Origin of the sequence: Nocardia paucivorans NBRC 100373 (genome assembly GCF_000308675.1) — a bacterium.
Lineage (GTDB): Bacteria > Actinomycetota > Actinomycetes > Mycobacteriales > Mycobacteriaceae > Nocardia > Nocardia paucivorans.
This window is the reverse complement of the sequence record NZ_BAGE01000060.1, coordinates 63,313-77,805: the sequence shown is the minus strand read 5'-3', so window position 1 is coordinate 77,805 and position 14,493 is coordinate 63,313. Positions and strand designations below refer to the sequence as shown.

Sequence of the window (14,493 nt, the reverse complement as noted above, 5' to 3'; positions counted from 1 at the left end):
GTGACGGTACGGGATACGCAACGGGCGAAGGTATATGATGCCGAGCGGCTGGTGCGCGGGATGTTCGACCGGGCCGACGAATTCGGGCATCGCACCGTCGAGTTGTACGGCTCTCGGCTGACCCTGCCGACCGAGCGCAAATTCGCCTCGGTGGAATCGGTGCAGCGGTACTGCGATCGGGTGCTGTCGCTCGGATGGGTTCGAACGACCTGGGAACGAGCCGCGGTCCCGGTCCGGGTACGCGCCCGCGCCGGAACGACCGCCGCGCACTATGAGGTCGCCGACGCGGTACTGGCGGTGCCCCTGCATGACCGGGGCACCGCATGGGCATTGCGGGAGCTGGTGATACTCCACGAGCTGGCCCACCATCTCGCCCCGCCGGAATGTGACCTCGCACCCCACGGTCCGCAGTTCTGCACCCGATACCTCGAACTCGTGGAGGGGGTCATCGGCCCGGAGGCCGCGTTCGTGCTCCGGACCGGCATGCTCGGCTGCGGGGTCCGACCGGGATGAACCCGGGCCGGAGCCGGTGGGCTCAGCTCAGCCGACGCCCGTCGTCCAATGCGAAGAAGTAGATGTGTTCGGGGTCGGGAACCAGATGCACCCGGCTGCCCTTGGGCGGCGGGTTCCGCCAATCGGTCCGCGCGACCACAGCTTCCGTGCCGGGTTTGTCATCGGTGACGGCGTGGCCGTGGATATAGGCATCGGAGCCGAGCTCTTCCACCACATCCACCTCCATCTCGATACCCGAACTCGCGAGTTCGAGATGTTCCGGGCGCAGACCGACCGTCACCGACGCGCCCGCCGCGTCCGCCACCTTCCGGGGCACCGGCACGGTGTGACCACCGAGCCGAACCGCGCCCTCGACGACCGGCAGGGTGAACAGATTCATCGCCGGTGAGCCCATGAACCCGGCGACGAACACATTCGCCGGTTCGCGGTACAGGTCGCGTGGGGCGGCGCACTGTTGCAGCAGGCCGTCCTTCAACACCGCCACCCGGTCGCCCATGGTCATGGCCTCCACCTGGTCGTGGGTGACATACACCGTGGTGGTGCCCAACCTGCGCTGTAGCTGGGCGATCTGGGTGCGGGTCTGTACCCGGAGTTTGGCGTCCAGGTTGGACAGCGGTTCATCCATGAGGAACACCTGCGGGTTGCGCACAATGGCCCGCCCCATGGCCACTCGCTGCCGTTGGCCGCCGGACAGTGCCTTCGGCAGGCGGTCCAGGAAGGATTCCAGCCCCAGCAGTTGGGCCGCCTCCAGAACCCGGCGCTGCCGCTCCGCTTTGGGCACCTTGGCCATCTTGAGCGCGAAACCCATGTTCTCGGCGACCGTCATATGCGGGTACAGCGCATAGTTCTGGAACACCATCGCGATATCGCGTTCCTTGGGCTCGATATGAGTGACGTCCCGATCGCCGATCAGGATCCGGCCCTCGCTCACCTCCTCCAGCCCGGCGAGCATGCGCAGCGAAGTGGATTTGCCGCATCCGGAGGGTCCCACCAGAACGAGGAACTCCCCGTCGGCGATATCGAGTTGCAACTGGTCGACGGCGGGCGTTTTCGCCCCCGGATACCGTCGGGTGGCGCGATCGAAGGTCACCGTGGCCACGGCTGTCACTTCCCTTCACCGGCAGGAACGTGCCGGACGATCCGAGTAGGGCTGCCGGGATACTACGTGGCCCGGTGGGGCTTCGTCCGGGTGACCGTCCTTTCCGGCGCGGGTGTGGGACCGCGTTTCCCGGAGGAGCCCGAGGAACGCGGTCCGCCCTCGGATGCGCTCAGCGCTCGAGGAATTCCACCAGGTCGGCGTTGAACCGTTCCTTGTCTCCCGGGACGAGGGCGATACCGTGCGATCCGCCTCCGTACACCTTCAAGGTCGCGTCCGGCACGATCCGGGCGGCCTTGCGAGCGGTGGCGTCGATGGGAACCACCTGGTCGTCGTCGCCGTGCACCACCAGGGTGGGGATATCGAACTTCTTCAGGTCCTCGGTGAAATCGGTGTGGGCGAAGGCGTCGACGCAGCGTATGCCCGCCTCGATGCTCTCGTGCATGGCCATGAACCAGAAAGCGTCGCGATTGCCCTGGGTGGCCTTGCTTCCCGGTCGGTTCGCGCTGAAGAACCCTTCGGAAACGTCGCGCCAGAACTGCGACCGCTCGGTGCGGATTCCGGTCTTGATCTCGTCGAAGACCTCTTCCGGCACCCCTTCGGGATTGTTCTCGGTGCGTCCCATCAGGGGCGTGATCGCCGAGAGCAGCACCGCCGAACGCACCCGTTCGGTGCCGTGTCGGCCGATGTAGCGGGCGAGCTCACCGCCGCCCATACTGTGCGCCACGAGCGTCGCATCCCGAATATCGAGCGTGGTGAGCAGATCGTTCAGATCGTCGGCGAAGGTATCGAAGTCATATCCGTCCCATGGCTGTGTGGAGCGTCCGTGTCCGCGTCGATCGTGGGCGATCCCCCGATACCCGCGGTCGGCGACGTATTTCATCTGGTCGTCCCACGCGTCGGCATTCAACGGCCAGCCGTGCAGGAATACCACGGGGCGGCCACTGCCCCAGTCCTTGTAGTAGATGTCGACATTGTCGCGAGTTGTGCACACAGGCATGGATGAACCCTCCTTCTGTACGTGATCGCCGGCCTTTCCGGAAGGCCGTGACAACGAGACGCAGCCGTCACGCTACCGACGGAAACCTCGGAAACACCCCCCGAAAGTCGCGTGTGATCAGCTGTTATCCGATCGCCATTCCGTGTTGCGTCCGGGGAGATTTCACTATTGCCGCGATATTGCGACGGTCGGTTCTCCGTATTCGCGCGGCCCGGTTCGTCGCCGTGGTCGAGCCGCCGACCGCCGGTAGCCTCGGACGGGGAGATCATCCGAAAACATAGAGGAGCCAACTGATGAGCCGACCGGTTCGTATCGGTGTCCAATTGCAGCCTCAGCACGCTCCCGACTACGGACTCATTCGCGACGCGGTGTTGCGGTGTGAGGACGCGGGCGTGGATATCGTGTTCAACTGGGATCATTTCTTTCCACTGTACGGAGATCCGGACGGCGCGCACTTCGAATGCTGGACCATGCTGGGGGCATTCGCCGAGCAGACCGAACGGGTCGAGATCGGGGCCCTGGTCACCGGTGGCGGCTACCGCAACCCGGATCTGCTGGCCGATATGGCCCGCACCGTCGACCACATCAGCGGGGGCCGACTCATTCTCGGTATCGGTTCGGGATGGTTCCAGCGTGATTACGACGAGTACGGCTACGAGTTCGGCACCGCGGGCAGTCGGCTGGACCTGCTGAAGGAGTACCTGCCCCGGATCACCGCCCGGCTGGGGAAACTGAACCCACCGCCGACCCGGCATATCCCCATCCTGATCGGCGGTGGTGGGGAGAAGAAGACCCTGCGGCTGGTGGCCGAATACGCCGATATCTGGCACAGTTTCGGCGAGCTCGACGTATTCACCCGCAAAAGCGGTGTGCTCGCCGAGCACTGCGCCGCCGTGGGGACCCGGCCGGAAAAGATCGAGCGTTCGGTGGCCTGGCCCGGCACCGAGGCCGCGCCCGCCTATCACGCCGCCGGCGCCACCCTGTTCACGGTGGGTATCAACGGGCCGGACTACGACCTGACCGAGGTGCGCGCGGCCCTCGCTTGGCGGGACGAGGTCAATCCGGAACCGGTCAGCGGTATCTCCTGACGTTCGCGGCGTCGGGCCCGTTCGGCGCACGGCCACCGCGCACGTGCGGGCCGCGCCGGGACCGACCGAGACCATCGGTGCATTGATGCGCAATTGGTAATGTGATCTGTGCGTGTGGTTCCACCCGATCGACCGAGGAAAGAACTCCGAGGAAAGCTCCGAGGAAAGCTCCGAGAAAGAAGGAACACCATGACGACGGCACACGCTCAACACACCGATCACAGCCATGTGCACGGGCCGGACTGCGGGCATGTGTCCGTGCCGCACGGCGACCATGTGGACTACGTTCACGACGGCCACCTGCATCGGGCCCACGAAGGTCACTTCGACGAGTGCGAGCCCACCGGGCACGCCGAACACGGCGGAACGCACGAGCACGTCCACGGCGAGGGCTGCGGTCATGTCGCGGTCCCGCACGGTGATCACGTCGACTACATCCACGACGGCCACCGGCACGCTCCCCACGACGGTCACTACGACGAGCACTGACCGGGCCGGGTGCCGCTCGAACGGGGCGGCACCCGAGGGCCGATGTCGGCCCGCAGTTCAACCGGACGACCCTCGATATTTCCCGGGCTGGGCTACCGTGCGGTGTGCAGCCCTGGAACAGGAGTCGTCGTGTATTCGAAACCTCTGCCTCTGTTCGTGAAACACCGAACCGGCACCGCCCGTGCCGGTACGACATGCGCCTACAAATGTGGTAGCGCCTGCTTCCACGAGGTGCCCAACAACTCCTCGGGCGCCTACTTCGGCGATATCGTCTCCTCCCTGACCCGCCGGCGGATGCTGAAAGGTGGTGCGGCCGCGGTTCTCGCGATCGGCGCGGCGAGGGCGCTCGCCGCCTGCGGTGACGTCGCCGACGCCGGTTCGGTCTCGGCGGTGCCCGGCACCGATTTCACCCCGGTGACCCCCAATACCGAGGACGCCGTCGTGGTACCGGACGGTTACGAACAGAGTGTGGTGATTCGCTGGGGTGACCCGCTGTTCGAGGGCGTTCCGGAATTCGACTTCTACCGGCAGACTCCGGCCGCGCAGGCGCGGCAGTTCGGATACAACTGCGATTTCGCCGGTCTGCTTCCCATCGACGGACAGGCCAACCGGTATCTGCTGGTGGTAAACCACGAATACACCACCGAACCGCTCATGCTCCCGGACTATCGCCCCGAGACCGTGAGCCGGGAACAGTGCGAGATCGCCGCCGCCGCGCACGGACTGTCCGTGGTCGAGGTCGAGGGCACCGCCGGTTCCGGCCGGCTCACTCCCGTGTTCGGCAGATACAACCGACGTATCACCGCGACGAGCGAATTTCGCCTCACCGGTCCCGCGGCCGGCAGTGATCTGGTGCAGACCTCCGCCGATCCCACCGGGACCACCGTGCTGGGCACCATGGCCAACTGTTCCGGTGGGGTGACCCCGTGGGGCACCGTGCTCTCCGGCGAGGAGAACTTCCACGCCTACTTCGTGGGCAAGGCGGCCGACCCGGCCGCGGCGCGGCGATTGGAGCGTTACGGGGTGAACGGGAACACCGCCACGCACCTGTGGGGGCGTTTCGACAAGCGGTTCGATCTGGCCGCCGAACCCAACGAGCCCAACCGTTTCGGCTGGATCGTCGAGATCGATCCGTGGGATCCGGAATCCACCCCGGTCAAACACACCGCAATGGGTCGTTTCAAACACGAGTCGGCCAATATCCATGTCACCGCCGACGGCACCGTGGTCGCCTACAGTGGCGACGACGAGCGGTTCGAGTACCTCTACAAGTTCGTGTCCATCCGCAGGATCCAGCCCGGTACGGGCGCCGCCGCCCGCCGGCACAACCTGACCATCCTGGATGCGGGCACTCTTTACGTCGCGAAACTGACCGGCGATCACCCCGAGCGGATCGATGGTTCGGGGGTCGTCCCCTCGGATCGGGGGTTCACCGGTAAGGGCGAATGGATTCCGATCCTCCGTACCCACGAGGACGGCACAGCCGAATCTCTGGTGTCGGGGATGAGCGCGGCGGAGGTCGCCGTTTTCACCCGGGAGGCCGGTGACCGGGTGGGCGCCACCAAGATGGACCGTCCCGAGGACTTCGAGGCCAACCCGAAAACCGGCAGGGTATATGTAGCGCTGACCAACAACACCGAGCGCGGCACCGCGGGAAAAGCCGCCGTCGACGAGGCCAACCCGCGCAACGAGAACAAGAACGGTCAGGTGCTCGAACTGGTCGACGACCACGCCGGCACCGAGTTCACCTGGTCGCTGCTCTTGGTGTGCGGCGATCCGGCCGCAGCCGACACCTACTATGGCGGATTCGACAAGGCGCAGGTCAGCCCCATCTCTTGTCCGGACAATCTGGCGTTCGACCCTTACGGCAATCTGTGGATCAGCACCGATGGCAATGCGCTGGGTTCCAATGACGGCCTGTTCGCGGTGGTGCTCGACGGTGATCGGCGCGGGGAGACCAAACAGTTCCTGACCGTGCCGCGGGGAGCCGAAACCTGCGGTCCGGTGATCACCGAGGGACGGGTGTTGGTCTGTGTGCAGCATCCGGGCGAAACCGACGAGGCCACCGTCGCCGCACCCGCCTCGCATTGGCCCGATGGTGGCGCCGCCCAGCCTCGGCCCTCGGTGGTGGCGGTGTGGAAGAGCGGTAGCGGCCGGATCGGCATATGACCGACCTCGTCGTGCCGGTACCGATATGGGTCGGTACCGGCACGACGCTCATCCGCTGCCGGTGAGCCCGGAGATCCGGGCGAATCGGTTGAAATCGCCCTGCGCCCCGCTGTAGACATTCAGATCGACGGGCCCGGGGATGCCGGGGACGGTCCCCGAATCCGTGGTCTGCCAGAACGTCCACGTCGGCCAGCCACCGGGTACCTCGGGAGCCGGGTTGCCGCGGTAGTCGGCGATCCACAGCGGATAGCGGTGGAACTGGTTACTGTCGGCCATGGCGGTCCGCCAGAAGTTCGGATAGGTGTAGATGATCGGCACCCGGCCGGTCAGCGCCTCGACCGTGCGCAGATAACGCTTGGTCCAATCGATCAGCGCCGCGGGCGCCAGCCCACCCGAATGCTCCAGGTCGAGGACCGGCGGCAGATCGAGCGGGCCGTTCTGGCCCAGCACCACCGTCGCGTACAGCGCGGCCTGCGGTTCGGGTGGCAGCTGCGGTCGCGCGTAGTGATAGGTGGCGCGGGCGAGCCCGGCGGCCCGGATGAGCAGACTGTCCGGGACGAAGTACGGATTGATGTAGTCGAGGCCCTCGGTGGCCTTCACCATGGCGAAGCGGTGGCCGGCGGCCCGCACGGCGAACCAGTCGATCAAGCGCCCGCCGGGATGCTGCCAGGACGAGACATCGGGTCCGGTCGGCTGGGCGGCCGCCGGTGCGGGAAACGCGAACAGCACGCCGGCCAATGCCAGTGCCAGGGCCGACACTATCGTCGATCTCGATCTCCAACGGTCGGTCATCATGGCCATCGACGATAGCCATTTGTAATGATTCGACCCGGAAGGACACAGCGAAGAAACGCCGAGGTTTCACTCGGATCGCCGCGAGCCGGCGGCGACCGGGCGCGGAGCCGGTTACCTCAGCCCAGCCAGTCCAGTACCGAGGCCGCCGTCCAGGACTGCTGCATACTGCCCAGCGGTTCCCCGGTGAACGGCTCGTAGTATTCGGCGAAACTACCGTCGGCGGCCTGGCGCAGGGCCTCCGCCCGCAACAGAAATGCCCGCTCGGCCCAGCCACGATGGGCGAAAACCCAGGAGAACAGCCAACTCATCACCGGCCACACCGGTCCGCGCCAATACTCTCGGGGACGGAAATCCTTCGATACCGGCGAGGTCGACGGCGGTAGCGCGTACCGCAGATCGGGATGCCCGCAGAACCGCGGGCCCTCGAACAACCGCAACAGATTACGTTCGACACCCCGGCTCAGCCCGCCGCACAGCAATGGGGCGAACATGGCCAACGTCTCGGTGGTTATCCAGCGGTTCAGCCGGGTGTCGTAGTCGCGAGCCGCTCCCGTGCGGGGATCGGTGGTGGCGATGACGCCGGCGCGAAAACGGTCCGCCCAGCCGTACAGCTCCCGGATATCGGAATTGGGCTGGTGGTAGTCCTCTCCGATCTGGGCCAGCACCTCGCAGGCGAGCGAGAAGACGGCGGTGACGAAGACGTCCTCCACGGCGAAGCTCATGGTGGCGGCCAGCTGACCGTCGTCGTAGGACGCCCGACGCATCTGCTCCACCAGCCACAGATAACGGTCGTATTCCCGGTCGGTGGGTCGCTGGGAGGGATCGGAGACGACCAGTACGTCCTCGCGCCGATACGGGGGCAGATCCGGGCCGGGTATCACCTGCTGGTAGGCGCGGTCCCACCGGGGCGAATTGTCCATCCCCGACTCCCACCCGTGGTACAGGGTGATCCGGCCGTTTTCCTTGGGATCGCGCGCATGTGCCAGCCAGCGGTGCCAGCGCATCAGATCCGACCACCGCCGGTTCAGGAACTCTTCGGCCACCGCGCGGGTACTGCGGCCGTGTCGGCGGGAATGGTCGAGAATGCGCTGGACGGCGATGGCGTGCACCGGTGGCTGGGTTATTCCGGACGTGTCCGGGCCGTCCGGGGCATTGGCGGCCAATCTACGGCACTCCCACCGGGCCGGACCGGGGAAATATCCGTCCACCCCATTGGCGAACACGATGTGCGGGATCATCCCGTTCTTCCACTGTGCCGACAGCAGGGTGTCGAGTTCGACGACTGCCCGCTCCACGCTCAACGGGGCCAATCCCACCGCCACGAACGCCGCGTCCCAACTCCACATATGCGGGTACAGGCGGGGCGCCGCACTGGTCATGGTGCCCAGGTCGTTACCCCGCAGGAGGTAGGCCGCGCGAGCGGCGAGTTGCGTGGGGGTGAAACCAGGATGCGCCATTTCTACATTCTGCGGTCGACCGGTCGGTTCCTCCGCGACGAGGCTGTGATGTCGACTTTTATCAGGACGTTGTTTCCCGCCGATTGCGCTGTATTGCGAGCCGGCAACCGATGTGGATTACCGTCCCTGGTATGGCGGAGAAGACTTCGGACGGTATGGCAGCACAGCGACCGGTGGCGCTGATCACGGGAGCGAGTCGGGGCCTCGGCGCCGCCGTCGCCCGGGAACTCGCCCCCGACCACACCCTGCTCCTGGGCGCCCGCACCGCCGAGGCCCTGACCGCGATCCTCGACGAACTGCCCGATGCCACCGGATGGCCGGTGAACCTGACCGACTATTCGGCCGTCGCCGCGGCCGTGGCACCGATCGAGCGACTGGATGTGCTGGTCCACAATGCGGGGATCGCCGACCTGGGGACCATTGCCGAGAGCTCGGTGCGGCAGTGGCGCGACACCTTGGAGGCCAACCTCGTCGCGGTGGTCGAGCTGACCCGATTGCTGCTGCCCGCGCTGCGCGCCGCGGGTGGACACGTGGTGCTGGTGAACTCCGGAGCCGGGCTGCGTGCCAATGCCGGCTGGGCCTCCTACGCGGCCAGCAAATTCGGGTTGCGCGCATTCGGCGACGCCCTGCGGCTGGAAGAGCCCGAGCTCCGGGTGACCTCTATCCACCCCGGACGGATCGACACCGATATGCAGCGCGCCATCGTGGCCGGCGAAGGGCGGGAATACCGCGCCGGGGAGTTCTTGACCGCGGAGACCGTCGCCCGTGCCATCCGCAATGCCATCGACACCCCACGCGATGGGCATCCCACCGAGATCGTCCTCCGACCCTACTGACCCCCGGCCGCGCCGCGCTGCTCCGCCGCGCCCCACTCGGGCCGTGTTCGATCTGCTCGAGTGGGGCGTCCTGCAGAGTTACACTGCGTTGCCTCTCCGGTCGGTCGATCCCACTCAGGCGACGATATTGACCAGTCGGCCCGGTACCACGATCAGTTTGCGTGGGGTGGCGCCGTTGAGCAGCGCGACGATCTTCTCATCGGCCAGCGCGGCGGCCTCGATGGCGGCCCGATCGGCCTCGGGGTGCACCTGGATCCGGCTTCGGACCTTGCCGTTCACCTGGATCGGGTACTCCACCGTCTCCTCCACCAGCAGCGCCGGATCGGCCACCGGGAACGGACCGTGGGCCAGCGATGTGGTGTGTCCCAGCCGGGCCCACAGTTCTTCGGCGATATGGGGGGCCAGCGGGGCCAGCATCAGGATCAACGGTTCCACGGCCGAGCGCGGCGCGCCGTCCGGGTAGGTCTTGGTGAGGTGGTTGGTGAGCTCGATCAGTTTGGCGCCCGCGGTGTTGTTGCGCATGGCCGCCAGGTCCTCGTCGACCCCCGCGATGGTCCGGTGCAACAGCCGCAGGGTTTCCTGGCCGGGGGTGTCCTCGGTGACCCGCACCGCCCCCGTCTCCTCATCGATCGCCAGCCGCCACACCCGCTGCAGGAAGCGGTGCGCGCCCACGACGTCCTTGGTTGACCATGCGCGGGAGGTGTCCAGCGGACCCATCGACATCTCGTAGAAGCGGAAGGTGTCGGCGCCGTACCGGTCGTAGATCTCGTCGGGGGAGATGGCGTTCTTCAGCGATTTGCCGATCTTGCCGTACTCCTGGTGCACCTCGATCTCGGTGCCGGACGGGTCGGTCCAGTAGAACGCGCCGTCCCGCTCGACGACCTCGGCGGCCGGGACATACGCCCCGCGCGCGTCGGTGTAGGCATAGGCCTGGATATAGCCCTGGTTGAACAGCCGCCGATACGGTTCGCTGCTGCTCACATCGCCCAGGTCGTAGAGCACCTTCTGCCAGAACCGGGCATACAGCAGATGCAGGACGGCGTGTTCGACACCGCCGACATACAGGTCGACACCGCCCGGGTCGTCGGGGCCGTGCTCGGCCGGGCGCGGGCCCAACCAGTAGCTCTCGTTCTCCTTCGCGCAGAATGTGTCGGGGTTGGTGGGATCGGCGTAGCGCAGCTGGTACCAGGAACTACCCGCCCACTGGGGCATGACATTGGTATCGCGGCGGTAGATCTTGGGCCCATCGCCCAGATCCAGTTCCACCTCCACCCAGTCGGTGGCCTTGGCCAGTGGCGGAGACGGTTCGGAATCGGCGTCGTCCGGGTCGAAGGTCACCGGGGCGAAGTCGTCCATCTCCGGCAGTTCCACCGGCAGCATCGACTCGGGCAGGGCGTGCGGCGCCCCGTCGGCGTCGTAGACGATCGGGAACGGCTCCCCCCAGTACCGCTGCCGGGCGAACAGCCAGTCGCGCAGTTTGTACTGGACCGTGCCCTCGCCGTGTCCCTCGGACTCCAGGCGGGCGATCACCGTTGCCTTGGCCTCGTCGACGGAAAGACCGTCGAGGTAGTCGGAGTTGATCGCCGGGCCGTCGCCCGTATAGGCCTCGCCGTCGAAGTCCTCGGGCGGCTGGACCGTGCGGATGATCGGCAGTCCGAAGGCACTCGCGAAATCCCAGTCCCGCTGATCCTGTCCCGGGACGGCCATGATCGCGCCGGTGCCGTAGCCGATGAGCACATAGTCGGCGATAAAGATCGGAATCCGGGCGCCGTTCACCGGGTTGGTGGCATAACTACCCAGGAAGACGCCGGTCTTCTCCTTGTTCTCCTGCCGCTCCAGATCCGATTTGGCGGCAATGGACTTGCGGTATGCCGTCACGGCCTCGGCGGGGGTGGCGGCGGCGCCGGTCCACCGACTGTCGACCTCGTCCGGCCAGGCGGCGGCGGTCAGCTCGTCGACCAGATCGTGTTCCGGGGCCAGCACCAGGTAGGTGGCGCCGAAGAGGGTGTCCGGTCGGGTGGTGAACACCTCCACCTCGCCGGCGTCGGTGGCGAAGCGCACCCGGGCGCCGCGCGAGCGCCCGATCCAGTTGCGCTGCATGGTTTTGACGTTCTCCGGCCAGTCCACCCGATCGAGATCGTCGATCAATCGGTCGGCATAGGCGGTGATGCGCATCATCCACTGGTTCAGGCGCTTGCGGAACACCGGGAAGTTGCCGCGTTCACTCCGGCCGTCGGCGGTGACCTCCTCGTTGGACAGCACCGTGCCCAGTCCCGGACACCAGTTGACCAGCGAATCGGCCTGATACACCAGGCGGTAGGAGTCGATCACCGCGCGACGTTCCGCCTCCGACATACTCGCCCAGTCCTTGCCGTCCGGTGCGGGACGGGCACCGGAGGCGAACTGTTCTTCCAGCTCGGAGATGGGACGAGCCCGGTCGGCCTCCTGGTCGTACCAGGCGTTGTAGATACGCAGGAAGATCCACTGCGTCCACTTGAAGTACTCGGGATCGGTGGTCGAGAACGAGCGACGCGGATCGTGACCCAGACCCAGCCGGTCCAGCTGCCGCTGCATGGTGGCGATATTGGCCGCGGTGGTATCACGCGGATGCGCCCCTGTCTGCACCGCGTACTGTTCGGCGGGCAGACCGAAGGCGTCATAGCCCAGCGCGTGCAGCACATTGCGTCCGTGCATGCGGTGATAGCGGGCGTAGACGTCGGTGGCGATATAGCCCAGAGGGTGCCCGACGTGCAGTCCGGCACCGGACGGATACGGGAACATGTCCTGCACGAACAGCTTGTCCCGGGGGGTCGGTCCGGCCAGCGGACCGGTGGGATTCGGCGCGTGGAAGGTTCCGTGTTCGCTCCAGTACCGCTGCCATTCACTCTCGATTCGACCGGCGAGTTCGACGGTATACCGGTGCGCGGGTACCTCTACGGCACGGTCGTCACTGCTCACCGAGCCCTGCCCGGCGGTCTCGGATGCACGGGTGTCCTGCACGGTCCTGCCTTCTCTGCTGCCGATCCGGAGATATCACGTCGTCGAACAGCGTAAGACGTGGGCCTTGACAAGCCCAAAAAGGGTGACTTCACCGTCCGCCGGACCGGCCCGCCGTCCGCGATCCAACCCCTCCGGACCGAGTGACCGGCGTCTCCATCGCTGCTCGTCGGGCAGGTCGGCCGCGTGGCCGCGAATTGCCTGCGATACGCTCACCCGGTGTTCGTCGTGGCCCTCATCCTCTTCGTCCTGGCCCTATCGGCCCTGGTGACGGGTGTGCTCGGGCTGACCGGTCGACTGCGGCCGAACCGTTTCTTCGGTGTGCACACCGAGGCGGCGCTTCGCGACGAGGCCGCCTTCCGGGCCGCGAATCGTATTGCCGCCCCCACCACGATCGGTGCCGCGACACTACTGGGCGCGGGCGCTGTGGTGGTGAACGCGGTGGACGGTCTCATCGGACTACCGATCGCCCTCGGGGTCGGGGTCCTCGCGTTGTACGCCCTGGGTATCGGTGCCGACGCGGGTGCCCGAGCGGCCGAGGCCATCGCCCCGCCGGCCCCGGTCGGCGGCTGCGGGCAATCCTGTGGGGCGTGTTCGTTGCGCGATACCTGCCGGCCCGCTTCCTGAACCTCGTCACACCGATATTCGGTGATCAGGGCCGTTCGGCCGACTCGTTCGGCGGAACGATGGCGCGCGAGAGCGGACTGCCCGCCGGGTTGAGATAGCACACCAGCAACCCCAGGGTCTCGGTGCCGCGGTTGCGGGCGATATGCGGGTACTTCGGCCCGCTCGGCTCACGGAAGACGCGCCCTCGTCGATAAACCGGATGCGCGTGGAGGCCCGGATGGTCCAGGGTGCCCTTTGTCACCAGTACGAACAGTGTGCCGTCGTGGTAATGCCATCCGCTGCTGCCGCCAGGGTGGATGCGGGTCTGCCGCAGCACGATCTCATACCGGCCGAGGGTGAATCTCAGCAGTTCGCGGCTTGCCGTCCCGTGCGCGGGCGCCGGATTGGCCTGGAAAGGCTTCATCACCTCCAGGATGCCAGGTGGCGGTTACGGATCGGTCGCCGAAACACCATGGCGTGCTCGAAGATCCGGCCCGATACTGGAAGGATCACTGGCGCGGGGCCGGGAGGCGGGATGGACAGTATCGACCGGGCGGCCGTATACCCCCAGGTGTACCTGGCGGGCGAAACCTGGGGAATCTCCGGTTCGGCTTTTCTCTGGGTATATGTACCCATGGCTCTGTTGGCCGTCGCCATCGGATTCCGATTGCGCTGGAATGCGACGCGTGCTCCGGTGGAACCGCCCGCCGAACAGCTGACCGCCCCCGAGCTGGGCATGCTGTTCGGTGACGAACGCGCGGTGATGGCGGCGATCGCCCTGCTGCGCAGCTACGACCTCGTCGATTCCACCGGCGCCGCGGCACCCGACGCCGCCGACCGCGAACCGGCCGGGCTCGATCCGTTCACCCTGGCCGTGCGTGAACAGATCGGTCGCCGCACACGGTCGGTCGCCGCCATCACCCGGTCGGTGCACGGTGCGTTGGCGGAGCTGCATGCCGACCTCGTCCGGCGCGGCTACCTGGGTGGGAACGAGCTGCGGCGCACTCTACGCGACGCCGGTATGCCGGTGGTGATCCTCGGCCTGCTGGGCGCGGTTCGATTCATAGCGGGCCTGATCAACGGCAATTCGGTGTTCTTCCTCGGAATCGTCCTGGTGCTGCTGACCCTCGTCTGGTGGCAGATAGTGGCCCCGGTGCGGGTCACCCCGATGGGTCGGGTCGCCCGAGAACGCGCGACCCTCGACAATCGGCATCTGCGGCCGTCGCATACGCCCTCCTACACCACATACGGCCCGGCGGCCGCCGCTGCGGCGGCCGCGCTGTACGGCGCCGCCGCGCTGATGGTGCTCGATCCAGGGCTGTCGAAGTCGATATCGGCTCCCCAGGCCGACGGGAGCGGTGGTGACGGCGGGGGCGGTGGTGACGGCGGCGGTGGTGACAGCGGCTGCAGCGGTTGCGGTGGCTGCGGTGGCTGCGGTGGCTGACCG

The 14,493-nt window shown here is 66.8% G+C and carries 13 protein-coding genes; 7 read left to right on the top strand and 6 right to left on the bottom strand.

The features are described from left to right. Positions 1-513, top strand: coding sequence for a TIGR04338 family metallohydrolase (locus ON32_RS22765; protein ID WP_040793030.1), 513 nt, complete (start codon positions 1-3; stop codon positions 511-513). 22 nt (positions 514-535) lie between these two features. Here ON32_RS22765 and ON32_RS22760 read toward each other — a convergent pair whose 3' ends face one another. Both ON32_RS22760 and ON32_RS22755 read right to left on the bottom strand, forming a co-directional pair. Next, positions 536-1,612: an ABC transporter ATP-binding protein gene (locus ON32_RS22760; RefSeq protein ID WP_040793120.1), complete on the bottom strand. Its 1,077-nt coding sequence runs from the start codon at positions 1,610-1,612 to the stop codon at positions 536-538. Positions 1,613-1,781: 169 nt separating this feature from the next. Next, on the bottom strand, positions 1,782-2,609 hold the full coding sequence (locus ON32_RS22755; RefSeq protein ID WP_040793029.1) for an alpha/beta fold hydrolase: 828 nt from the start codon (positions 2,607-2,609) through the stop codon (positions 1,782-1,784). Positions 2,610-2,902: 293 nt separating this feature from the next. On the opposite strand from ON32_RS22755, the gene ON32_RS22750 reads away from it, so the two are divergent. From ON32_RS22750 to ON32_RS22740, 3 genes are all read left to right on the top strand, one after another. After that, on the top strand, positions 2,903-3,697 hold the full coding sequence (locus ON32_RS22750; protein ID WP_040793028.1) for an LLM class F420-dependent oxidoreductase: 795 nt from the start codon (positions 2,903-2,905) through the stop codon (positions 3,695-3,697). 189 nt (positions 3,698-3,886) lie between these two features. Further along, positions 3,887-4,186 carry a hypothetical protein gene (locus ON32_RS22745; RefSeq protein WP_040793027.1) on the top strand — a complete coding sequence of 100 codons (300 nt, stop codon included), beginning with the start codon at positions 3,887-3,889 and terminating at the stop codon, positions 4,184-4,186. A 129-nt stretch (positions 4,187-4,315) separates the two neighbouring features. After that, positions 4,316-6,355 (top strand): PhoX family protein, encoded by a 2,040-nt coding sequence (locus ON32_RS22740; RefSeq protein WP_040793026.1) that lies wholly within the window; start codon positions 4,316-4,318, stop codon positions 6,353-6,355. A 48-nt stretch (positions 6,356-6,403) separates the two neighbouring features. Here ON32_RS22740 and ON32_RS22735 read toward each other — a convergent pair whose 3' ends face one another. After that, positions 6,404-7,150, bottom strand: coding sequence for a glycoside hydrolase family 25 protein (locus ON32_RS22735; RefSeq protein ID WP_245551244.1), 747 nt, complete (start codon positions 7,148-7,150; stop codon positions 6,404-6,406). 116 nt (positions 7,151-7,266) lie between these two features. Further along, positions 7,267-8,607 carry a glucosylglycerate hydrolase gene (gene ggh / locus ON32_RS22730; RefSeq protein WP_040793025.1) on the bottom strand — a complete coding sequence of 447 codons (1,341 nt, stop codon included), beginning with the start codon at positions 8,605-8,607 and terminating at the stop codon, positions 7,267-7,269. Between the two features lie 155 nt (positions 8,608-8,762). Here ggh and ON32_RS22725 point away from each other — a divergent pair, with 155 nt between their 5' ends. Further along, positions 8,763-9,443, top strand: coding sequence for an SDR family oxidoreductase (locus ON32_RS22725; RefSeq protein ID WP_040793118.1), 681 nt, complete (start codon positions 8,763-8,765; stop codon positions 9,441-9,443). A gap of 114 nt (positions 9,444-9,557) precedes the next feature. On the opposite strand, the gene leuS is transcribed toward ON32_RS22725, so the two are convergent. Then, on the bottom strand, positions 9,558-12,401 hold the full coding sequence (leuS, locus tag ON32_RS22720; RefSeq protein ID WP_040793117.1) for a leucine--tRNA ligase: 2,844 nt from the start codon (positions 12,399-12,401) through the stop codon (positions 9,558-9,560). A 258-nt stretch (positions 12,402-12,659) separates the two neighbouring features. Between leuS and ON32_RS22715 the strand changes: the two genes are divergently transcribed. After that, a complete protein-coding gene (locus ON32_RS22715) occupies positions 12,660-13,067 on the top strand; it encodes an SdpI family protein (protein ID WP_040793116.1) in 408 nt (135 codons plus the stop codon). Between the two features lie 25 nt (positions 13,068-13,092). Here ON32_RS22715 and ON32_RS22710 read toward each other — a convergent pair whose 3' ends face one another. Further along, positions 13,093-13,470, bottom strand: a complete 378-nt coding sequence (locus ON32_RS22710; protein ID WP_040793024.1) for a cupin domain-containing protein — start codon at positions 13,468-13,470, stop codon at positions 13,093-13,095. A gap of 111 nt (positions 13,471-13,581) precedes the next feature. Here ON32_RS22710 and ON32_RS22705 point away from each other — a divergent pair, with 111 nt between their 5' ends. Then, on the top strand, positions 13,582-14,490 hold the full coding sequence (locus ON32_RS22705; RefSeq protein ID WP_040793023.1) for a TIGR04222 domain-containing membrane protein: 909 nt from the start codon (positions 13,582-13,584) through the stop codon (positions 14,488-14,490). The last annotated feature ends 3 nt before the right edge of the window (positions 14,491-14,493 follow it).

Coding starts and splice junctions, on each gene's coding strand:
- ON32_RS22755 (WP_040793029.1), bottom strand. CDS start 2,609: ATGCCTGTGTGCACAACTCGCGACAATGTCGACATCTACTACAAGGAC.
- ON32_RS22750 (WP_040793028.1), top strand. CDS start 2,903: ATGAGCCGACCGGTTCGTATCGGTGTCCAATTGCAGCCTCAGCACGCT.
- ON32_RS22745 (WP_040793027.1), top strand. CDS start 3,887: ATGACGACGGCACACGCTCAACACACCGATCACAGCCATGTGCACGGG.
- ON32_RS22735 (WP_245551244.1), bottom strand. CDS start 7,150: ATGATGACCGACCGTTGGAGATCGAGATCGACGATAGTGTCGGCCCTG.
- ggh (WP_040793025.1), bottom strand. CDS start 8,607: ATGGCGCATCCTGGTTTCACCCCCACGCAACTCGCCGCTCGCGCGGCC.
- ON32_RS22725 (WP_040793118.1), top strand. CDS start 8,763: ATGGCAGCACAGCGACCGGTGGCGCTGATCACGGGAGCGAGTCGGGGC.
- ON32_RS22710 (WP_040793024.1), bottom strand. CDS start 13,470: ATGAAGCCTTTCCAGGCCAATCCGGCGCCCGCGCACGGGACGGCAAGC.
- ON32_RS22705 (WP_040793023.1), top strand. CDS start 13,582: ATGGACAGTATCGACCGGGCGGCCGTATACCCCCAGGTGTACCTGGCG.